Genomic DNA, 20,090 nt, shown 5'->3' on the forward strand with positions numbered 1-20,090 from the left:
CCCGAACCGTCAATCACGGACCGGGGCGCGCCTGACGCAAAAACCCCGGCCCGCGCGAAGCGGACCGGGGTTCGGGCTGGCTATGCGGCGCGCTCGATGCGAACCGCGTTCGCGTCAGGCCTCTTCTTCGAACGTCACCGCCACGTCGGCGTTGGCGGAAAGCCGGACCTTGCCGTCCTCGATATCCGCAACCAGCCCGAGCGAGATGAAGTGATGATGCCCTTCATGGCTGCCCGTGCCCTCGACGACCTGCGCGCCCGAGTCCTTCTTGGTCAGCTTGATGCGGTTGCCTTCGACCTTGTCGACGGTGCCGACATGGACGCCGTCCGCGCCGATGACTTCGGCATGTTCCTGGATCTTGGTTGCATCGACCATGGTCGTTCTCCTGTGTTGGGTTCGGGTGCTGAACGCGCGCCGGGCGAGTTGGTCGCATGACGTATGGTTCAGCTATCATGTTCGTGGTCGCAGGCGTGCTCGGAATCGTCGGCACCACGATGCTGCTCCGTTTGCGCAGCCCGAGCATCACCGAGCAACAGACCTACGCGTTCCGCATGATCGGCATCATGCTCACCTCCGCCGCGATCGTTCTCGCGATGTCCGCCGCCGCGATGTGGCAATGGAGCACCGAGACATGAAACACGCGACCTGATCCCCCCAGTTTCTCGATATAAAACCAATCTTCCGAAAGGCTTACCCCATGTCCCTCCTTCACGCCTCCAAGCAGTACAAGCCGTTCGAATACCCCTGGGCGTTCGAGTTCTGGAAGCGCCAGCAGCAGCTCCACTGGCTCCCCGAGGAAGTGCCCCTGGGCGAGGATTGCCGCGATTGGGCGCAGAAGCTCAGCGATCACGAGCGCAACCTGCTCACGCAGATCTTCCGCTTCTTCACGCAGGCCGACGTCGAGGTGCAGGATTGCTACCACGAAAAGTATGGCCGTGTGTTCAAGCCGACCGAGATCAAGATGATGCTGACCTCGTTCAGCAACATGGAGACGGTCCACATCGCCGCCTACAGCCATCTGCTCGACACCATCGGCATGCCCGAGAGCGAGTACGGCGCCTTCCTCGAATATGCCGAGATGAAGGAAAAGCATGATTACATGCAGCAGTTCACCGTCGACAACGACGAGGACATCGCGCGCACGCTGGCCATGTTCGGCGGCTTCACCGAGGGCGTCCAGCTGTTCGCGTCGTTCGCGATGCTGATGAACTTCCCGCGCTTCAACAAGATGAAGGGCATGGGCCAGATCGTCACCTGGTCGATCCGCGACGAGTCCTTGCACTGCGAGGGCATCATCAAGATGTTCCACACCTTCTGTCAGGAGCGCCAGTGCCTGACCAAGGCGGTCAAGGACGACATCGCCGACGTCTGCCAGACGACGATCCGCCTCGAGGACAATTTCATCGACCTCGCCTTCGAGATGGGCCCGGTCAACGGCATGACCCCCAAGGAGATCAAGAAGTACATCCGCTTCATCGCCGACTGGCGCATGACTCAGCTCGGCCTGAAGCCGATCTACATGATCGACGAGCACCCACTGCCCTGGCTCGCCCCGATGCTCAACGGCGTCGAGCACGCCAACTTCTTCGAACAGCGCGCAACGGAGTATTCGAAGGCCGCGACCAAGGGCCAGTGGAACGACGTCTGGGACTCGTTCGACAAGCGCCAGACCGCGAAGAAGGGGCCTGCCGCGAATGTGGATATGAGTGAGGTTCGGGACATGTTCAGCGAATCGGTGGCAGCGGAGTAACCTAAATGGGATACCACGCAGATATTGGAACATTCGGCGATGTTGCTGCTGAGGAGGATGACTCAGTACTCTCGTATTTTTTAAAGACTGACGCGGTATCCCAAATTGAGTCTGGCGACACGATCGTCGTTCTGGGTCGGAAGGGATCAGGTAAAACTGCTTTAGCTAAGTATTTCGGCGCATCGACGAATAATTACCTTTCCACATCTCTAAGCCTCCGTGATTACCCTTGGTCGCTTCATGAAAAGAGACGAAATACCGGTGCGTCCGAGATCGAGACGTACGTCAGTTCATGGCGATATCTTATCGCCGTAAAGACACTTTCGCTTCTTATAAATGAGAAGGGCATGAAATTACAAACTGATGCGCAGCGGTCGGCCCATCAGTTTTTATATGATAATTACGGAGGGCAAAGCCCAACTCTGTCTGATATCTTGAGGCCTAAACGACTTAAGCTCAGCAAAACATCATTTTTACCGTCTGTAATGGGAAACTCTTTAGGTGGGGTTGAGTTTGAAACCAAGGACGGCGGAATTGCGCCAGAACTGGACGCTCTTACCGAGGTACTGATAAATTGCGCTTTAACTATTTGCTCGCAGACGGCGACTAAGAAGATACTCCTTAATTTTGATGAACTTGACCAAGGTTTGTCAATTTTAAATAGTCAACATGAGCAGATGATCGTTGGCCTCATACTTGCCGCTCGCTCATACAGGAAGTACAGACTAACAAGTGCTACAATCTCTCCCGTTATATTTCTCAGAACTGACATCTGGGACGAATTAAGATTTTCGGATAAAAATAAGATTTCCCAGTCTTCGGCAGTACTACTAGAATGGGATCCAGAATCTTTACTTGATTTGATAAACGAATGAATCAAAGCAAAACTCGGTAAAAATCTTACGTGGACCGATATCGAAGATGAGGCCCTTATGAGGGGATCACAATCTAAATGGAACCACGTGATAGCGAGGACGTTTTTACGCCCTCGCGATGTTATTAAATTTCTAAATTGTGCCCTTTCAGTAAGCATTAGCCGCAACGCTGATTCAAACTTCTTCGATAATGACGATATCCAGTCTGCTCGAGAACCGTATTCGCGGTACTTGAAGCAGGAACTCGATGATGAGTTAGGACCACACTGGGAGCGTTGGAGCGAGGCTCTCCAAGCATGCTCAGAGCTAGCAACTATAACTTTCTCCCGAGATGGGTTTGTAGAGGCATATAATCGTCGAAAGTCAGCAAAGAACTTGGTAACTGCAGATGATGCTTTAGAATTGCTTTATCAGTTCTCGGTGGTTGGCTATCGCAGAGGGATAGGCAAAGGCGGAAGTGGGTGGGTATTTCAGTATAGCGACTCACACGCTGGTTGGGATAACGGGGCGTCCCTTTTAAAAGTACATCTCGGGTTGAAGGAGTTTGCTAAACTACGGGAAGAGCGAAACGGGTAGTTTCACGACGACTTTCCACACCAAGGCGAACGCTTGCCGCCGCCATAGTCGCGCGCGAGTCCGTGGCGGACCAGTACCGCTCCCAGTGACTCCCCGCCTCGCTCGACGATGCGCAGTTTGCGGCCATAGCGATCGACGTCGCGCTTGATCGGGGTCAGCGTGAAGGGGCCGGCGTTGAGCAGCGCCTGCATCTTCAGCGTCGCCGCCTGCCCCAGCCGCGCTTCGCGGGCGCAGCGCGGCGGGTGGGTCTCCGGCGTGTCGATGTCGGCGATACGGATCTTGGTGCCCGCCATCCAGAACGTGTCGCCGTCGACCATGCAGTTGATCCGCTTGGCGTGGCCGCAGATCGTGAAGCGCGCGGAGACCGCCTTGCCGCCCGACAGCGCGGACGACACCGCCGCGACGGTCGACGCAGCGCTGGCGACTCCCGCCGCGGTCGCCAGCGCGCCGGTGGCAGTGGTGACGGCACCGGCCGTGGTCGCCGCTCCGGCAGCAGCAGCGGACGCCCCCTCCGTCTTGGCAGCGTTCGCACCCCAACCCCAGCCGCCCGGCACACGCAGATGCCCGGCAGGCCAGGCGATACCGAACCCGGTCGGCCATTCGATCTTCAAGCCGGGCGGTAACAGCGCCGCCCAGTCGATCTGACGGATCACCGGCATCATCAGCCCGAGCAGCACGCCGTAGAACACCAGGCGGAGCTGCAGCAGGACTCCCGGCTTGGTGCTGCGCGCCGAGCCCCCACGGCCACGCGTGGCACCAGCGCGGTCGCCGCCAAGCAACCGCATGAAATCAAACACATACTCCATCACCGCTCGCGCCTACGCGCGCGCCCACGGAAGTCACCTTGGCGCGACCCGGTCTTGCGGCGAGCGGAGTCGGAAACGAGGCGAACGCATCGTGAACATCGTGCACAGCACGTCTCGGATGCATCGGATCAGCAATGCACCCTCGCACGGGCACGAGATTTCGATGTCCTACACGGGGCCGGCATGCCCCGTTCGACACGTGCCAGCCCTCACTTCAGTCCAGCGCAACGTGCACGCACCCTCGCAACTTGCACGCGCGCGCCTTCCCGCGATCATCGGGCGAGCGTCTATACTTTCTATACTTCACTTTCTGACACCCGCAGGCGCCAGACGCACGACGGGCAGGAAAGTGCTGCCCCCCCCTGCCCATCTCACGGCCTTGGCCCGTCCCGCGATCATCGCGCGAGCGTCTGCACTTCCTATACTTCACTCGCCAACCCACTGGAAACGCCGGACACACGAAGGGCGGGAAATGGCCCTAGCCACTCCCCGCCCCCGTTACGCGTCCAGCTTGAACCTCTTGCGAGGCAAAGGCTTAGAAGTGCGTGATGATGCCGAGCATCGGACGGAAGCTCTGCGCGTCGCCGAAGGTGTTGACCTCGGCGCGAATACGGAAGCCTGCGTTGCCGGTGATGCCCTTCAGGCCAATGCTCTGCGGACCGACTTCTGCGCCGATGCCGTAGGTGATCGCGCTGTAGTCACGACCGGTGTCGCCGCCGTTGGTCGAGCGTGCCGAGAAATGGTCGAAGTTGACCCACTGGTAGCCAACCTTGCCGTAGATCAGGCCGCTGTCGCCAGCGCGGAAGCCGAAGCGGCCTGCTGCGCCGTATTCCCAATCGATGTTGCCATCGATGCCCTTGATCACGTTGCCTTCTGCGCCGACGAAGACCGGGCCGAGCGGTACGTTCACGCCGAGCACACCCTGGACCAGCGAGCCCGATGGCTTGTAGCCGCGGCGGAGCGAGTTGTCGGCGTTCAGCGCCTGCGGGATGCCGTGGCCGCGCTCGTTGTCGAACTGCTCCCAGCCGCCCATCACGCCGAAATATGGCTCGATGCCGAATGCCTTCGAGCCGTCGGGCGCTGCTGCTTCGCCGGGCTGTGCGCTGTTGTCGACGGGTGCCGGTGCCGACATGTCCTGCGCGAAGGCGGGAACTGCGACCGTTGCGGCGGCGAGGGCGATTGCCAGGGAAAGCTTACGCATGAGTTTGACCTTATACCGTGTTGTTGCGTGGATCGCCGACTGCACGGTGCGTCGGTTCGGTCCAGGCAAGCCAAACCGGTCGGCGAGCACATGGTTGCACAAAAAACGTCACATTCAGAGAACTGGCAGGGAACTGTTCCGCTGTGTTGCGTTACAGCAACGGTTCCTGTCATTTGGATGAACGAACCATGGCCGCTGCGGGGCGGACTAGGCAGGAATACAGCGGAAAAGCGGCAAAAAGCAGCCGCGGCTGGTGTTAACGCCGTCTGTTTACCCTCTGGTGACAAACAGTGTGCGATGCAGCATCGATGGGGTTTTCACGCCTGTTCCGCAGCCGCTGGGCGGCGCTCTTCTGGTCGGCGGGGATCGTGTGGACGGCCTATGACGTGGCCAGCGATGCACCGGAACCGGCCCCAACAAACGCGTCTTCGGGTAACACGGTGGAACAACCGACCCACGCCGCCGGCGCCGCGTTCAACGCGGACGATCTCGCAATCCTCGCCAACGCCGCCGACTGAGAGCGACGCGCCCGGTACAGGCGCGCCGCGGATAGTTCAGGGCTTCAGCGCGACGTCGTCAGCGTCCTTCAGGTCTTCGTCGTCGTCGATCGTGTCGTCGTCGAGTTCGTCCTGGACGTCGTCCTCGTCCATGTCGGCTTCGTCCATCGTCACCGTTGAGTCCGTCTCGCCGACCTCTTCCGAATCCATCTTGGTCTCGTCGATCGACTCGTCGTCGGTGTCATCCTCGCCCAGATCGGGTTCGAGGTCGGTCAGGATGATGCCGTCGCTCGGCCCGTTCCGCGTGGCCTCGAGGATCTCGGCGCGCTGGCTCTCGTCATAGCCCTCTTCGTCATAACCGTCGTCGCCCGAACCGGCACTCGGCACCTGATGTCCGCCCATGGTCAAACTCCCTCGTTCCAGGACGCCCGCGTTTTGCAGGCCTACCAGATGCGAACGGTGGACGTGCGCGGTGGTTCCTTCAAGCGCGGACGGGCGTCGTCGATGCGGGCCGGAACAGCCGACCGCGTTCGGTCACTAGGATCGACAGGAGTGCTGCGAGTCCGGCGAGCAGGAACCCGCCGACCAGCGGCACGGTGGTGCCGTTGAAGGCCTGGCCGATCAATGCGCCGAACACCGCACCGATCGTAACGCTAAGGAACCCCTGCACGCTCGACGCGGTACCGGCGATCCGCCCCATATTCTCCATCGCCATCGCCGAGAAGTTCGACGTCGCCAGCCCGAAACACCCGAGCGTCAGCGCCTGGAAGACGGCAAAGCTGACCAAAGTCTCGAACCCGACCTCGATCGCGAACAGATGGACGAGCGAGACCAGGATCATCAGCGACAGCGCGCCATGGCTGATCAGCCGGGTCCCCAGCCGCATCACGATCCGCGAGTTGAGCAGATTGCAGATCGCCATCGTCACCGACGTCGTCGCGAAGATCAGCGCGAGCAGCGACGGCTTGTGGAACACGTCCGCCATGATCTGCTGGATCGAATTGAGATAGCCGTACAGCGATCCGAGCAACGCGGTCGAGGCGAGCGTGTAGCCGAGCGAATTGCGATCGCCGAGCGTCTGCCGCCAGTCGCTGAGGATCCGCTCCGGCGTAATCGGCAGGACGTTCTCGGGCGCCAGCGTCTCAGGCATCCGCAGGTAGAACCAGACCAGCACCCCCAGCGTCAGCACCGCAACCGTCCAGAAGATCGCGCGCCAATCGCCGAACTGGAGCACCGTCCAGCCGAACGTCGGCGCCAGGATCGGCACGATCATGAACACCATGAACGCTATCGACATCACCCGCGCCATCGGCCGCCCGTGATAGCAGTCACGGACCAAAGCGATCGTCGCCACGCGTGCCGCTGCGATCACCGCGCCACCGAATGCGCGCGCCGCCAGCAAAAGCGTGAAACTGCCCGCGGTCGCGCAGGCGACGTTGGCGATGATGTACAGGACGAGCGACCACAGCAGCACCGTCCGCCGCCCGAACCGATCCGCGAGCGGCCCGTGGACGAGCTGCGCGACGCCGAACCCGATCACGAACGCGGTTACGACGAACTGCCGCCCGTTCTCGGTCGCGACACCGAGCGAGTTGCCAATCGCCGGCAGCGCTGGCAGCATCGAGTCGATGCCGAGCGCGGTCAGCGACATCAGCGAGGCGACGAGCGCGACGAACTCGACGAAGCCGATCGGCGCGCCGCGCATCGCTGGCGCGTCGGATTGTGGATCCTGGGTCTGCATGATGCGTGGCCCTGTACCCGCTCGTGCGATCGCGCGGAACCCGCTAACCGGCGCAGCTATGCGACGATTGCGCAGTGCGCCGACGACCCCTATCTGTATTGCCAGAACAACACACTTCGGAGATGATCATGATCCGCCCGTATTTGCTCGCTGCTGTCGGTCTCACCAGCGTGCTTGCCCTGTCCGCCTGCGATCGCTCGAACGAGGGCGCGTCGGTCTCGATCAACGCCGATGGCGGCAACGTGCTCGGCGCGATCAATGGCGAGACCGGCGAGATGAAGATCGACGTGCCCGGCTTCCAGGGCTCGGTAAAGCTGCCGAAGATCAAGATCGATACGGGCAATTTCGATCTCAACGGCGTGCGGCTGTATCCGGGGTCGTCGATCAAGAACCTGAACATCGTCGGTAACGAAAACAACGGTAGCGATGCAGGAAGCGGCCTACGTGTTGCATTTACCAGCCCGGCGACTCCGCTAATCGTCCGTGACTGGTTCGCGCAGCGCTTGGGCAAGGTCGGCTACAAGGTGCACGGCGAAGGCGCGAATCTGATCGGCACGACCGACGAGAACAAACCCTTCCGCCTCGAACTCGCCCCAGATGGCAAGGACAAGGCGACCGGCACGATCGTCATCAGCGGATAAGTCGACGATCCTCTCCCGCAAGGGGGAGGATCATTACAGATTCCAAATCCAGACCAACCCTAACCCAAGCATTTGGCACGGCACCCCCAATCCCCTATATCGGGCGTCCCCCAATCCGGACACGCACCTCATGCTCGACACCCCCGCCGCCCAGGTCCCGACGCTCAGCCTCGCCACGCAGGATTCCGACCCCGACGGTTTCGCCGCCGCGTTCGGCGAATCGTTCGAGCGGTACGGCTTTGCGATCGTCGCCGATCACGGCATCCCCGCCGACCTGATCGAGCGCGCCTGGGCCGAGACGAAACTCCTGTTCGACCTGCCCGAAGACGAGAAGCGCGGCTATCACATCCCCGGCGGCGGCGGCGCGCGCGGCTACACGCCGTTCAAGACCGAGATCGCCAAGGACGCCAAGGTCGTCGACCTCAAGGAATTCTGGCACGTCGGCCGCGAGCTGCCCGAGGGTCATCGCTATGCGGACACGATGGCGCCGAACGTCTGGCCGACGCGGCCCGAGGGCTTCAAGCCGGTCTTCCTCGAACTCTTCGCCGCGTTCGACCGCGCCGGCGACAAGCTGCTGTCCGCGATCGCGCGTCACCTGAAGCTCAAGCCCGACTGGTTCGATCCCGCGGTGAAGGACGGCAACAGCATACTTCGTCTGCTCCACTACCCGCCCATCCCCGCCGATGCGGAAGGCGTCCGCGCCGGCGCGCATGAAGACATCAACCTCATCACGCTGTTGCTTGGTGCCGAGGAAGCGGGCCTCGAACTGCTCGACCGCGCGAACGGCCGCTGGCTGTCGATCAAGCCGCCCGAGGGCGCGATGGTCGTCAACGTCGGCGACATGCTCCAGCGACTGACCAACAACGTGCTGCCCTCGACCACGCACCGCGTCGTCAACCCGCCTCCCGAACGCCGCGGCCATTCGCGCTACTCGATGCCGTTCTTCCTGCACCCCGCGCCGGACTTCCTGATCGAGACGCTGCCCGGGACGATCACGCCGGACAACGCGAACCGCTATCCAAACCCTATCACCGCGCATGATTACCTGTACGAGCGACTGGTCGAGATCGGGCTGATCAAGAAGTAGGAGGCTTCAACCTCATACTCCCCCTCGAACCGAAGAAGCATGTTTCCCCGAAGGCGGGGAGGCTCCCGCCTTCGCAAGAGAACAAGGAGGGAGCTTGGTGGGACAAGTATCTTCCACCACACCTCCACCCCGGCGGAGGCCGGGGCCCAATTGGGGGACGGTCATAACGAAGCGCGGCGCGCCGTTACGATCACGTTTCCAACTGGACCCCGGCCTTCGCCGGGGTGGTGCCTCTCTCGGGAAAGTGAAGCGAGGCAAACACCCCACCGCTTTTCTCCCCACCTGATACCCAACAACCACGCATCGCCCATTGGTGCGCGCCCCCGCATCCGCTAGACCGCGCGCGATGCCCCATCTCTATCTCGTCGACGGCTCCGGCTATATCTTCCGCGCCTATCACCGGCTGCCGCCGCTCACCAACAAGCATGGCGAGCCCGTCGGTGCGGTGTACGGCTATACGACGATGCTGTGGAAGCTCGCTGACGAGGTTCACGCCGCCGACGGCCCGACCCACATGGCGGTCATCCTCGACAAGTCGTCGAAGACCTTCCGCAACGATCTCTACGACAAGTACAAGGCGCAGCGTCCGCCGCCGCCCGAGGATCTCGTCCCCCAGTTCCCGATGATCCGCGACGCCACGCGCGCCTTCTCGCTGCCCTGCATCGAGACCGAGGGACTCGAAGCCGACGACATCATCGCCTGTTACTCAAAGGCCGCACTCGCCCAAGGCTGGGAAGTCACGATCGTCAGTTCCGACAAGGATCTGATGCAGCTGATCGAGCCCGGGCTCGACATGTACGACACGATGAACAACCGCCGGCTCGGCGCGGAGCATGTCGCGGAGAAATTCCACGGCGTATCCCCCGCGCAGCTCGGCGACGTGCTCGCGCTGATGGGCGACAGCGTCGACAACGTCCCCGGCGTCCCCGGCGTCGGCCCCAAGACCGCGGCGAAACTGATCCTTGAACACGGCGATCTCGAAGCCGTGCTCGCCGCCGCCGACGGCATGAAGAAGGGCAAGCTGCGCGACAATCTGATCGAGCATGCCGAGATGGCGCGGCTGTCGAAGGTGCTCGTCACGCTCAAATGCGACGTCGCGCTGCCCGAACCGCTCGAAGATCTCGAACTCAAGGGCATCCCCGACGCCCCCCTTCGCGCGTTCCTCGAACATCACGGCTTCAAGTCGCTGATCGCGAAGCTTTCCGCGGTCGCCGAGGCCCCCGTCGCGGAACCGGCGAGCACGGCCGAGTTCGACGAGGACGAACCGTGCAAGCACGACGATTACGAAACCGTCGTCGACGAAGCCGCGCTTGATCGCTGGATCACCGTCGCCAAGCACCAGGGCTGGATCGCGATCGACACCGAGACCACCGGCATCGACGCGACGCGCGCGGACCTCGTCGGGGTGAGCATGGCGCTGCATCCGAACCTCGCCTGCTACATACCTATCGCACATGGCGGAACGGATTTGCTCGCGGAAAACCCGGTCCAGCTCGATCGCGCGCTCGTGCTCGAGAAACTGAAGCCGTTGCTGGAGGATCCGAGCGTCCTGAAGATCGGCCACAACCTCAAATACGACATGATCGTCCTCGGCCGTGCTTACGAGTCGGCCGGCGGCGTGACCATCGCGCCGTTCGACGACACGATCGTGATGAGCTTCGATCTCGACGCCGGGCTGCACGGCCACGGCATGGACGAACTCGCCGCTACGCACCTCTCGCACAGCTGCATCGCGTTCAAGGACGTCGTCGGCACCGGCAAGACGCAGCGCAGTTTCAACGAAATCGACCTCAAGGCCGCCACGCGTTACGCCGCCGAGGACGCCGACGTCACGCTCCGTCTCTGGCGCCGGTTCAAGCGCCGCCTGCCCGCGGAGGGCTCGACGCGCGTCTACGAGATGGTCGACCGCCCGCTCGTCCCCGTCATCGCGCAGATGGAAATGCACGGGATCAAGGTCGACGCCGCGAAACTGTCGAAGCTCTCGACCGAGTTCGCCGGCCAGATGGCGAGCCTCGAAACCGAAATCCACGCGCTCGCCGGCGCGCCCTTCACGATCGGCAGTCCCAAGCAATTGGGCGACGTCCTGTTCGAGAAGATGGGCATCAAGGGCGGCCGAAAGGGCAAATCCGGCGTCTATTCGACCGACGTCAACGAACTCGAGCGCATCGCCGCGGACAAGGATTCACCGGGCGCAGTGATCGCACGCAAAGTGCTCGACTGGCGCCAGTTGTCGAAGCTGAAATCGACCTACACTGATGCGTTGCAGGCGCAGATCAATCCGGCGACGGGCCGCGTCCACACGTCCTACTCGCTGACCGGCGCACAGACGGGGCGGCTGTCGTCGACCGATCCCAACCTCCAGAACATCCCGATCCGCACCGAGATCGGCCGCCAGATCCGCGACGCGTTCGTGGCCGAGCCCGGCAACGTCATCCTCGCCGCCGATTACTCGCAGATCGAGCTGCGGCTGGCCGCGCACATGGCGAACGTTCCCGCGCTGAAGGCCGCGTTCGCAAACGGCGACGACATCCACAGCCTCACCGCGCAGGAACTGTTCGGCGAAGTCAACCGCGACACCCGCGGCCGCGCGAAGACGATCAACTTCGCGATCCTCTACGGCATCTCGCGCTGGGGGCTGGCGGGTCGGCTCGACGTGTCGGCGGACGAAGCGCAAGCGATGATCGACCGCTATTTCGATCGCTTCCCCGGCATCTCGAACTACATCGTCGAGACCACCGAGAGCGTCCGCGCGAGCGGCTTCACCACTACGCTGTTCGGCCGCAAAACGCACTTCCCGCGCATCCGTTCGAAGATCCAGCATGAGCGGCAGGGCGCCGAACGCGCCGCGATCAACGCGCCGATCCAGGGGACGAGCGCCGACATCATCAAGCGCGCGATGGTTCGCATGGGGCCGGCGTTGCTCGAAGCGGGCCTCCCGAACGTCCGCATGCTCCTTCAGGTGCACGACGAACTCGTGTTCGAACTCCCCGAGGGCGACGTCGAAGCGGCCAAGCCGGTGATCGAACGTGTCATGGCAACCGCGGCGCAACCCGCGGTGACGCTCGACGTACCCCTCGGAATCGAGATCGGCACCGGCCTGAGCTGGGGCGCAGCGCATTGAGCGAGAAACTGCCCGAAAACCTTCCCCCCTCCCTGAAAGGGAGGGGCCGGGGGTGGGTCGGCCTGGGGCAGGTGCAACCGAACCTCATAAGCCAATCCACCCCCTACCCCTCCCTTCCAGGGAGCCGAAAAGCGTGACCGAGGCCACGCAGGATATCGACACGCTCGCCAAGGGTGGTCGGACCAACATCGCCGGCTTCGTCCTCCGCCTCGCCGCGCGTATCCCGTTCCTGTTCATCGCCGGCCGTATCTACGGCCCTGACCTCGTCGGCCGCTTTGCAATCGCGGTCGTGGTGGTCGAACTAGCCGCGCTCCTTGCCACGCTCGGCCTTAAGCGCGGTCTCGCCCAGGCGCTCAGCAGCGCCGACCGCCCCCACGCCAACGTCGTGTGGGACGCGATGGCGGTCGCGTTCGTCGCGTCGCTCATCGCCAGTGCCGTGCTCTGCACCTTCCCGCAGATCATGTATCCGAACAGCGCGATCACGGGGCTCGACCGATTCCTGCCGCTGATCATCGTCGCGATCGCCTGGTCCGACGTCAGCCTCGCCGCGCTCGCCTATCGCCTCAACGTCAAGGCCGCGGTCACGGCGCGCGCGGTGGTCGAGCCGTGGACGATCTCGATCGCCGCCTGGGCGTTCTCCTATTTCACGATCCGCGACGGCCTCGTGCTAAGCTACGTCGCATCGATGACCGCGGCGCTGATCGCCAGCCTCGTGCCGTTCCTGCGCAGCTATGGCATCCCGCGCGGCTGGAAACCCCAGCTCCGTCCATTGTACGCGCTCGCTCGCGCGAACGTGCCGCTCGCCGGTGCGGACATCCTCGAATGGGGCAGCCGCAACGTCGACCGCTTCATCCTCGGCGTGATGTTCGAGCCCAAGGTCGTCGGCATCTACTACATGGCCCAACAGGTCGCGAGCCTGCCGCAGAAGCTCAAGACCAGCTTCGACCCGATCCTCGGTCCCGTCATCACCCACAGTCTCGCGATCAACGACCGCACGGCAATCGCCAATCAGGTGCGGCAGGTCGCGTTCTGGATCATGGCGGCGCAAGGCGGCCTTGCGCTGATGGGCTCGATCCCCGGCGAAGCGGTGATGGGCGTGGTCGGACCGCAGTTCGTCGCCGGCACTGCCGCGCTCGCATTCCTGCTCACCGCCGAAGTGCTCGCGTCGACCGGCGCGGTCAGCGAATCCGCACTCGTCTACATCGCCCGCCACCGCAATTTGATGATCTCGGCCGCGATGCTCGCGTTCCAGGTCGGCCTCAGTTTCGCACTGATCTTTACAATCCGGGCACTGGGCTACCCCGTCAATTACCAGGCTGCAGGCCCGGCGATCGCGCTGATGCTGTCGGTGGGTCTGACCTCGATCATCAAGTCGAAGCTGCTTGGCCATCTGCTGGGGACAAGCGTCTCACCGTGGCGCTGGCCGCTGATCTGGGCCGCGCTCGCCGCGATCGTGGTCGGTGGCGCGTTCACGACGCTACCCAAGCGTTACGAGTGGGTAGAGCTCGCGATCGGCGAACCCGCGATCGCGGCCACCTATCTCTACATCCTGTGGAAATACGCGTTCGGCCCTACGGACCGCGCCTTGTTCGGCAAATCGACGCCGGTTGGCGAGGCGACGCTGCCGAATGCCGGATCACCGATCCGCTAGCGCGATCAGTATGCGCGGGCGACCGCGAACTCGACGGCTTCGATCATTGCGTCCTTGGCGGCGCCGTTCGGGAAGCCGGCGATCGAGTCGATCGCGCGCTGGCCGTAATGCCGGGCGCGCGCGAACGTGTCGTCGATTGCACGAGTGGAGCGGATCAGGCGGATCGCGTGTTGCAGATCGGCCTCGCTGTCACGGCGACCTTCGACCGCATCCTTCCAGAACGCACGGTCCTCGACCGAACCACGCGCATAGGCGAGGATCACCGGAAGCGTCATCTTGCCCTCACGGAAGTCATCGCCCGCATCCTTGCCCATCGTATCAGCATCGGAGACGTAATCGATCGCATCGTCGACCAGCTGGAACGCGATGCCGAGATTGCGACCATAGGCGTCGAGCGCAGCCTCCTCGGCCTCGGGACGATCGGCGACGACCGCCGAAATCCGGCACGCCGCCGCGAACAGCGCCGCGGTCTTCGCACCGATGATGTCGAGATAGCGTTCCTCGCCGAGATCGACGCGGCGCGCAGCAGTGAGCTGATTGACCTCGCCTTCCGCGATGACTGCGCTGGTAGAGGACAGGATCTTCAGCGCCTTCAGGCTGCCCGCCTCGACCATCAGTTCGAAGCTGCGGCTGAACAGAAAATCGCCGACCAGCACGCTGGCGGGGTTACCCCAGATGATGTTGGCGGTGCGCTTGCCGCGGCGCAGGTCCGAGCCATCGACGACGTCGTCGTGAAGCAGCGTCGCGGTGTGGATGAACTCGACCGCGGCCGCGAGCAGATGATGCTGCGTACCCGCATAGCCGATCAGTTGCGCGCTCGCGAGCGTCAGCATCGGCCGCATCCGCTTGCCGCCACCCGCGATCAGGTGACCCGCGAGTTCGGGGATCAGCGGGATCTCGGACTCCATCCGGCCGCGGATCACCGCGTTGACCTGGTCCATGTCGCCACGGACGAGCTTGACCATCGGGTCCAGCGAGGGCTGGGACTCGGGCGTGGGACGAAGGGTGTCGAGGCGGTGGACGGTGGCGCTCATCTTCCCGAGCCTCTGACGCCTATGCCCCTGCAAAGCAACCCTTGCCGGGCGTCGGCCTGCCCCGGCTCGCCCCAATCTGCCGTGCAACGCCTTGCCGATCCGGCCACGTCGCCGCAAAAGGCGCGCCGAACCAACGAAAGGGTATTTTGGTGGCTGACGACCTGTTGACCGGATACCGCCAGAGCATCGACAACATCGATGCGGCTCTGATCCACATGCTCGCGGAGCGCTTCAAGGTGACGCAGGCGGTGGGCCGGCACAAGGCGACGCACGGCCTGCCTGCCGCCGATCCGGGCCGCGAGGAGCGCCAGATCGCACGACTGCGGCACCTCGCGGCGGAGGCGCAGCTCGATCCCGAGTTTTCGGAAAAATTCCTGCGCTTCATCATCGACGAGGTGATCCGTCACCATGAGCGGTTGGCGCACGATCCCGACGAGGTGTGAGGCGACGAGCCAAGCGTATCGATTACCTCTCGGTAAACTTACTGCCGCAGCAAATTCACGCCACCACAAACTTACCACCTGGCGAAGGCCGGGGCCCAATTGGGGGACGGCGATCACGAGGCGTAGGGCGCTGTCACGAACGCCTTTTCAATTGGGCCCCGACCTTCGCCGGGGTGGTGCTTCGTCGCTAAGCATCTCTGCGCGTCAGCGACCTGCGGCACGACTCAGCAGTGCATGACGAAAACGTCATCCTTGTTCCACGTGCCGATCACGCGCCCCGGTGCAATCGGTCGCGGATGACGTGGCTCTACCGATCTCTGCTCGCGCTGGTCCTGGCCGCTATTGCCGCGGCCGGCTTCATGGGCTGGCTCGGCTATTTCGGTGGGCCGTTGTTCACCGATGTCCATCCTACCAAGCCGCAACAGCTGTTCGCCGCCGTGCTTCTCACCGGCGATCTCGGCTACAAGATCGGCATGGCGCCGCAGATCGCACGGCGGTTGGCGGCGGACGGCGTGCCGGTGGTCGCGGTCAATACGCTGACCTATCTGCGCACGACGCGGACGCCGGCGGACATCACGACGCTGATCGCACGCGCCGAACAGCGCGCGCTGCGCCTCGGCCACACCGACCGGGTGGTGCTGATCGGCCAATCGTTCGGCGCGGACATGCTGCATGTCGGACTGGTCGACCTCGCCCCCGAATTGCGCGCCAAGATCGCCAAGATCGCGCTGATCGTACCGGAGGACAACGTCCAGTTCCGCGCGTCGCCAAGCGAGGTCTTCGATCTCTGGACCCCGACCGTCGACGCGATGCCGACCGCGCGCCAGCTGACCTGGGCGCCTTTGCTATGCGTGCAGGGCGCGGAGGAAGTCGGCAGTCTGTGCCCGTTGCTGACCCAGGCCAATGCGACGCGGATCGCGTTGCCGGGCGGACACCCGCTTCACCGCGACGCCGATGCGCTCTACGAGGTGCTGGCGCGGTTCGTTTTCGCGGATTGAGGATCGACCGATGATTCCTGTGATAATGGCGCTCGCGATGGCCGTGGGCAGCCCGGCCCCTGCTTCCCCCGTGGAAGGCACCTGGCACAATCCGAAGAACAGCGTGGCCGTGAAGACAGGCGCCTGCGGGGACAGGCTGTGCGGCTGGGTCGTGCGCGCCAGCGACGAGGCGCAGGCGGACGCCCGCGATGGCGGCACGCCGAAACTGATCGGCACCGCCTTGCTTCGCGAATATCGCCCGAGCGGCCGCAGGAAATGGTCGGGCCAGATCTTCGTCCCCGACATGGGCCGCACCTTCGGGTCGACGCTGACGCTGGTCGACGCGAATACGATCGACGTGAAAGGCTGCCTGATCGGCGGGTTCCTGTGCAAGACGCAGACCTGGCACCGCGGTTGACCCGATGACGACTCGTCCGTTGATCATCCGGACCCGCGACTGGATCGCGCATCGCCGGGGCACACTGATCGCGCTGGCGGTGCTCATCGTCGCGGTGCTTGGCTTCGCTGCGATCCACAAGCTGACCGCCGAAATCCGCCTGTCCGAAGTGCGCGCCGCGTTCTCCGCGCTCGGCTGGTCGCAGCTCTCGGTGGCGATCGGGCTGACCGTCGTCAGCTATATCGCGCTGACCTTCTACGATTCGATCGCTTTGAAAGTGATCGGCCATCCACTGCCGTGGCGGACGGCTGCAGTCGCGTCGTTCACCAGCTACACGATCAGCCACAACCTTGGGCTGGCCATGCTGACCGGCGGGTCGGCGCGATACCGCGTGTATAGCCGCGCCGGGCTAGACGAAGCCGCCGTGGCGCGCGTCGTGCTGATAGCCGGCGTGACGTTCTGGGCGGGGGTCATCACGGTCGCGTGCCTGTCGATGGCGATCCATCCGGGGACGCTGCCGATCGTGAAGTGGACGATGCCGCCTCTGCTGGAGCGCACCGTCGGCATCGTCATCCCGCTCGTCATGCTGGGGATCGTCCTGCGTCACCGCCATGGCGGATCGATCGGGCTGCTCGGCTGGAGACTCCCCTTGCCGAACTGGCGGCAGGCGCTCGCGCTCCTGCTGGTCTCGACGGTCGATCTCGCGGCAGCGAGTGCGGCGTTGTTCGTGCTGCTCCCCAATGCCTCGCCCGAACTCTATCCGGTGCTGTTCCTCGGCTACGCGGTGGCGATCGTCGTTGCGTTGATCAGCCATGTGCCGGGCGGGCTCGGCGTGTTCGAGGCGGTGATCATAGCGACGATGCCGCAGGACAATGCGACGGTCCTCGCAGCTTTGCTCGCCTACCGGATCATCTATTATGTCGCCCCACTGATCCTCGCCGCAGTACTGATGGCGTTCCACGAGGGGCGTCAGTGGCGCGGGCGAGGCACCGATCCGCTGGCGATCGCGCTGCCGCTGGCACCGCTGTTGCTGGGCGTGCTGGTGTTCCTGAGCGGTGCGATGCTACTCGTATCGGGCGCGCTGCCCGCGGCCCCTGGTCGCATGGACACCCTGGCGACGATCCTGCCGCTGCCGATCAGCGAGATGGCGCACGTCGCGGCGAGCCTCGTCGGCGTGATGCTGTTGCTGGTCGCACTTGGCCTGTACCGGCGGCTCGACGGCGCGTTCTGGGCGGCGCGGACGTTGCTCGTCGCAGGCGCGCTGCTGTCGATCGCCAAGGGCCTCGATTACGAGGAAGCGACGATCCTGCTGCTCACCGCCGCCGCGCTCCAATGGACGCGCGCCGCGTTCTACCGGCGGACGCGACTGACCGCGGAGCCGCTGTCCCCGGAATGGCTGGTTGGCGTAGGTGCCGCGATCGGGCTGTCGGTGTTGATCGGCTTCTTCGCCTATCGCCGCGTTGGCTATTCGAGCGACCTGTGGTGGCAGTTCGAGACCAACGCCAACGCCTCGCGTTTCCTGCGCACCAGCCTCGCGGTCGGGCTCTTGCTGATCGGTGCGGCGATCTGGCGACTGTTCGCCGCGGCACCCGTGCCGATGATCCACGACATGCTGCCCGACGACGTCGCGACCGCCGCGCTCGCGCATGCCGACCGCACCGACGCGATGCTCGCCTTTACTGGCGACAAGCGCTTCCTGGTCTCGGACAGCGGCGACGCGTTCCTGATGTACCAGGTCAAGGGCGCGAGCTGGATCGTGCTCGGCGATCCGGTGGGCCCGAGCGAGGCATGGTCGGAACTGCTATGGGCGATCCGCGCCCGCGCCGACGCCGCACAGGGGCGGCTGCTGCTGTACCAGATCGGCCTTCGGATCGTGCCGATCGCGATCGAGATGGGGCTGAAGCTCGTCAAATACGGCGAAGAGGCGACGGTCGAGCTCGACGGCTTCACGCTGGAGACGCCCGAGATGCGCAGCGTCCGGAAGGCCAGCCGTGTCGCCGAACGCGCCGGTGCGCAGTTCGCCGTCGTCCCGGCCGCCGAGATGCCCGCGATCATCCCAGAACTGCAAACGATCTCCGACTGGTGGCTGGCCGACAAGGATCATGCCGAGAAGAGCTTCAGCGTCGGTCGGTTCGAGCCGGGATACATGGCGAAGTTCGACTGCGCGGTGGTGCGGATCGAGGGCAGAATCGTCGCCTTCGCCAACGTCTGGGGCACTCCGAACAGGCAGGAGCTGTCGGTCGACCTGATGCGCCACGCCGAGGACATGCCGCAGGGTGGCATGGATTTCCTGTTCACGCGGCTGATGCTGTGGGGGCACGAGCATGGCTATCGCAACTTCTCGCTCGGGATGGCGCCGCTGTCCGGGATCGAGGCGCGGCGGCTGTCGCCGACCTGGTCGAAGGTGGCGGCGTTCCTGTTCCGCCACGGCGAGCGGTTCTACGGGTTCGCCGGCCTGCGCGCGTACAAGGAGAAGTTCCGCCCGAACTGGACGCCGCGTTATATCGCCTCGCCGGGCGGCACGTCGCTGTTGCGCGGACTGATCGATTTGCGGGCTTTGGTGAGCGGGTAAGCCTTGCTAGGGCTCGCACATGAGCTTCCTCCTGGCAATCGAAGGCGCCGACGGCGCGGGCAAGGCCACCGCCTCGGCACTGGTGGTCGAGCAGCTGCGCGCCGCTGGTCGCACCGCCGACGTCGTGTCGTTCCCGCGCTATACCGAGACGGTCGGCGGCTGGGCGCTGGGCGCGATGCTCGCGGGGACACTGCCGCGTGACACGTCGCCCAGGGCGGCGGCGGTGCTGTATGCGCTCGACCGGATGGAGTCGCGTGAGCATCTGCTGGCGACGATGGCGGCGAACGATGTGGTCGTGTTCGACCGCTATATCGCCTCGAACATGGCGTATCAGGCGGCGCAGGTTCCGGCTGACGAAGCGGACGCGATGATGGCGTGGATCGCAGATTTGGAGACAGGGTCGTTCGCGCTGCCGAAGCCAGACCTGTCGGTATATCTCGACACCCCGGCCGCGATCGCGCGCGGGCTGATCCTGAAGAAGCGGAAGCGGTCCTACACCGACGATGCGTTCGATGCGTACGAGGCGGATACCGGACTGCAGGATCGGGTGCGGACGAATTACGCGGCGATGGCCAAGGCTGGGTTGCTGGGGCGCTGGGCGACGGTGTCGACGGTAGCTGACGGTGCATCGCGCTTGCCGGCCGAGATCGCCGCCGAGATCGTCGCCCTCCTCGCTTAACGCCGCTGCCCTCCACCCCGGCGAAGGCCGGGGCCCAATTGG

General features: G+C 63.9%; 18 protein-coding genes and 1 pseudogene. 13 read left to right on the plus strand and 6 right to left on the minus strand.

What is annotated here, in order from left to right; all coding sequences use genetic code 11:
• Positions 1-114: 114 nt before the first annotated feature.
• Complete coding sequence (locus tag AC1ME3_RS03335) at positions 115-375, minus strand: DUF2171 domain-containing protein (RefSeq protein ID WP_056055125.1); 261 nt, start codon at positions 373-375, stop codon at positions 115-117.
• A gap of 56 nt (positions 376-431) precedes the next feature.
• On the opposite strand from AC1ME3_RS03335, the gene AC1ME3_RS03340 reads away from it, so the two are divergent.
• The 3 genes and pseudogenes from AC1ME3_RS03340 to AC1ME3_RS03350 all read left to right on the plus strand — a co-directional run bounded on the left by AC1ME3_RS03340 (position 432) and on the right by AC1ME3_RS03350 (position 3,201).
• Positions 432-635: a hypothetical protein gene (locus AC1ME3_RS03340; RefSeq protein ID WP_480954844.1), complete on the plus strand. Its 204-nt coding sequence runs from the start codon at positions 432-434 to the stop codon at positions 633-635.
• 62 nt (positions 636-697) lie between these two features.
• Positions 698-1,750: a ribonucleotide-diphosphate reductase subunit beta gene (locus tag AC1ME3_RS03345; protein ID WP_480954845.1), complete on the plus strand. Its 1,053-nt coding sequence runs from the start codon at positions 698-700 to the stop codon at positions 1,748-1,750.
• Positions 1,751-1,755: 5 nt separating this feature from the next.
• Positions 1,756-3,201 (plus strand): annotated as a pseudogene (locus AC1ME3_RS03350) (P-loop ATPase, Sll1717 family).
• Between the two features lie 2 nt (positions 3,202-3,203).
• Here the strand turns inward: AC1ME3_RS03350 and AC1ME3_RS03355 are convergent.
• Entirely contained in the window at positions 3,204-4,007 is an 804-nt protein-coding gene (locus AC1ME3_RS03355) for a thermonuclease family protein (protein ID WP_480954846.1), read from the minus strand.
• A 535-nt stretch (positions 4,008-4,542) separates the two neighbouring features.
• Positions 4,543-5,208, minus strand: coding sequence for an outer membrane protein (locus tag AC1ME3_RS03360; protein ID WP_480954847.1), 666 nt, complete (start codon positions 5,206-5,208; stop codon positions 4,543-4,545).
• A gap of 308 nt (positions 5,209-5,516) precedes the next feature.
• On the opposite strand from AC1ME3_RS03360, the gene AC1ME3_RS03365 reads away from it, so the two are divergent.
• Positions 5,517-5,726, plus strand: coding sequence for a hypothetical protein (locus tag AC1ME3_RS03365; RefSeq protein WP_480954848.1), 210 nt, complete (start codon positions 5,517-5,519; stop codon positions 5,724-5,726).
• 36 nt (positions 5,727-5,762) lie between these two features.
• Here AC1ME3_RS03365 and AC1ME3_RS03370 read toward each other — a convergent pair whose 3' ends face one another.
• Complete coding sequence (locus AC1ME3_RS03370; RefSeq protein WP_480954849.1) at positions 5,763-6,107, minus strand: DNA primase; 345 nt, start codon at positions 6,105-6,107, stop codon at positions 5,763-5,765.
• 79 nt (positions 6,108-6,186) lie between these two features.
• Positions 6,187-7,446 carry a multidrug effflux MFS transporter gene (locus AC1ME3_RS03375; RefSeq protein ID WP_480954850.1) on the minus strand — a complete coding sequence of 420 codons (1,260 nt, stop codon included), beginning with the start codon at positions 7,444-7,446 and terminating at the stop codon, positions 6,187-6,189.
• A gap of 128 nt (positions 7,447-7,574) precedes the next feature.
• Between AC1ME3_RS03375 and AC1ME3_RS03380 the strand changes: the two genes are divergently transcribed.
• From AC1ME3_RS03380 to AC1ME3_RS03395, 4 genes are all read left to right on the plus strand, one after another.
• Positions 7,575-8,087 carry a hypothetical protein gene (locus tag AC1ME3_RS03380; protein WP_480954851.1) on the plus strand — a complete coding sequence of 171 codons (513 nt, stop codon included), beginning with the start codon at positions 7,575-7,577 and terminating at the stop codon, positions 8,085-8,087.
• 130 nt (positions 8,088-8,217) lie between these two features.
• Positions 8,218-9,174 carry an isopenicillin N synthase family dioxygenase gene (locus AC1ME3_RS03385; protein WP_133029502.1) on the plus strand — a complete coding sequence of 319 codons (957 nt, stop codon included), beginning with the start codon at positions 8,218-8,220 and terminating at the stop codon, positions 9,172-9,174.
• A 346-nt stretch (positions 9,175-9,520) separates the two neighbouring features.
• On the plus strand, positions 9,521-12,295 hold the full coding sequence (gene polA / locus AC1ME3_RS03390; protein ID WP_480954852.1) for a DNA polymerase I: 2,775 nt from the start codon (positions 9,521-9,523) through the stop codon (positions 12,293-12,295).
• Positions 12,296-12,428: 133 nt separating this feature from the next.
• Positions 12,429-13,946, plus strand: a complete 1,518-nt coding sequence (locus AC1ME3_RS03395) for a lipopolysaccharide biosynthesis protein (RefSeq protein ID WP_480954853.1) — start codon at positions 12,429-12,431, stop codon at positions 13,944-13,946.
• A 5-nt stretch (positions 13,947-13,951) separates the two neighbouring features.
• Here AC1ME3_RS03395 and AC1ME3_RS03400 read toward each other — a convergent pair whose 3' ends face one another.
• Positions 13,952-14,980 carry a polyprenyl synthetase family protein gene (locus AC1ME3_RS03400; RefSeq protein WP_480954854.1) on the minus strand — a complete coding sequence of 343 codons (1,029 nt, stop codon included), beginning with the start codon at positions 14,978-14,980 and terminating at the stop codon, positions 13,952-13,954.
• Positions 14,981-15,129: 149 nt separating this feature from the next.
• Between AC1ME3_RS03400 and AC1ME3_RS03405 the strand changes: the two genes are divergently transcribed.
• From AC1ME3_RS03405 to AC1ME3_RS03425, 5 genes are all read left to right on the plus strand, one after another.
• The gene (locus AC1ME3_RS03405; protein WP_480954855.1) at positions 15,130-15,423 is read left to right on the plus strand and encodes a chorismate mutase; all 294 of its coding nucleotides are present in this window, start codon (positions 15,130-15,132) and stop codon (positions 15,421-15,423) included.
• A 296-nt stretch (positions 15,424-15,719) separates the two neighbouring features.
• A complete protein-coding gene (locus tag AC1ME3_RS03410; RefSeq protein ID WP_480954856.1) occupies positions 15,720-16,421 on the plus strand; it encodes an AcvB/VirJ family lysyl-phosphatidylglycerol hydrolase in 702 nt (233 codons plus the stop codon).
• A 10-nt stretch (positions 16,422-16,431) separates the two neighbouring features.
• Positions 16,432-16,818, plus strand: coding sequence for a DUF2147 domain-containing protein (locus AC1ME3_RS03415; RefSeq protein ID WP_107954708.1), 387 nt, complete (start codon positions 16,432-16,434; stop codon positions 16,816-16,818).
• 4 nt (positions 16,819-16,822) lie between these two features.
• Complete coding sequence (gene mprF, locus AC1ME3_RS03420) at positions 16,823-19,369, plus strand: bifunctional lysylphosphatidylglycerol flippase/synthetase MprF (RefSeq protein ID WP_480954857.1); 2,547 nt, start codon at positions 16,823-16,825, stop codon at positions 19,367-19,369.
• Positions 19,370-19,388: 19 nt separating this feature from the next.
• Positions 19,389-20,048 (plus strand): dTMP kinase, encoded by a 660-nt coding sequence (locus AC1ME3_RS03425; protein WP_480954858.1) that lies wholly within the window; start codon positions 19,389-19,391, stop codon positions 20,046-20,048.
• The last annotated feature ends 42 nt before the right edge of the window (positions 20,049-20,090 follow it).

The sequence above is a fragment of the Sphingomonas sp. BL2 genome (assembly GCF_056680015.1).

Bases quoted from the DNA above. Each gene is read 5' to 3' on its own strand.
- AC1ME3_RS03375 (WP_480954850.1), bottom strand. From the start codon at position 7,446: ATGCAGACCCAGGATCCACAATCCGACGCGCCAGCGATGCGCGGCGCG.
- AC1ME3_RS03345 (WP_480954845.1), top strand. From the start codon at position 698: ATGTCCCTCCTTCACGCCTCCAAGCAGTACAAGCCGTTCGAATACCCC.
- AC1ME3_RS03365 (WP_480954848.1), top strand. From the start codon at position 5,517: ATGGGGTTTTCACGCCTGTTCCGCAGCCGCTGGGCGGCGCTCTTCTGG.
- AC1ME3_RS03360 (WP_480954847.1), bottom strand. From the start codon at position 5,208: ATGCGTAAGCTTTCCCTGGCAATCGCCCTCGCCGCCGCAACGGTCGCA.
- AC1ME3_RS03410 (WP_480954856.1), top strand. From the start codon at position 15,720: ATGACGTGGCTCTACCGATCTCTGCTCGCGCTGGTCCTGGCCGCTATT.
- polA (WP_480954852.1), top strand. From the start codon at position 9,521: ATGCCCCATCTCTATCTCGTCGACGGCTCCGGCTATATCTTCCGCGCC.
- AC1ME3_RS03425 (WP_480954858.1), top strand. From the start codon at position 19,389: ATGAGCTTCCTCCTGGCAATCGAAGGCGCCGACGGCGCGGGCAAGGCC.
- AC1ME3_RS03355 (WP_480954846.1), bottom strand. From the start codon at position 4,007: ATGGAGTATGTGTTTGATTTCATGCGGTTGCTTGGCGGCGACCGCGCT.
- AC1ME3_RS03400 (WP_480954854.1), bottom strand. From the start codon at position 14,980: ATGAGCGCCACCGTCCACCGCCTCGACACCCTTCGTCCCACGCCCGAG.
- AC1ME3_RS03340 (WP_480954844.1), top strand. From the start codon at position 432: ATGACGTATGGTTCAGCTATCATGTTCGTGGTCGCAGGCGTGCTCGGA.
- AC1ME3_RS03370 (WP_480954849.1), bottom strand. From the start codon at position 6,107: ATGGGCGGACATCAGGTGCCGAGTGCCGGTTCGGGCGACGACGGTTAT.
- mprF (WP_480954857.1), top strand. From the start codon at position 16,823: ATGACGACTCGTCCGTTGATCATCCGGACCCGCGACTGGATCGCGCAT.
- AC1ME3_RS03335 (WP_056055125.1), bottom strand. From the start codon at position 375: ATGGTCGATGCAACCAAGATCCAGGAACATGCCGAAGTCATCGGCGCG.
- AC1ME3_RS03380 (WP_480954851.1), top strand. From the start codon at position 7,575: ATGATCCGCCCGTATTTGCTCGCTGCTGTCGGTCTCACCAGCGTGCTT.
- AC1ME3_RS03415 (WP_107954708.1), top strand. From the start codon at position 16,432: ATGATTCCTGTGATAATGGCGCTCGCGATGGCCGTGGGCAGCCCGGCC.
- AC1ME3_RS03385 (WP_133029502.1), top strand. From the start codon at position 8,218: ATGCTCGACACCCCCGCCGCCCAGGTCCCGACGCTCAGCCTCGCCACG.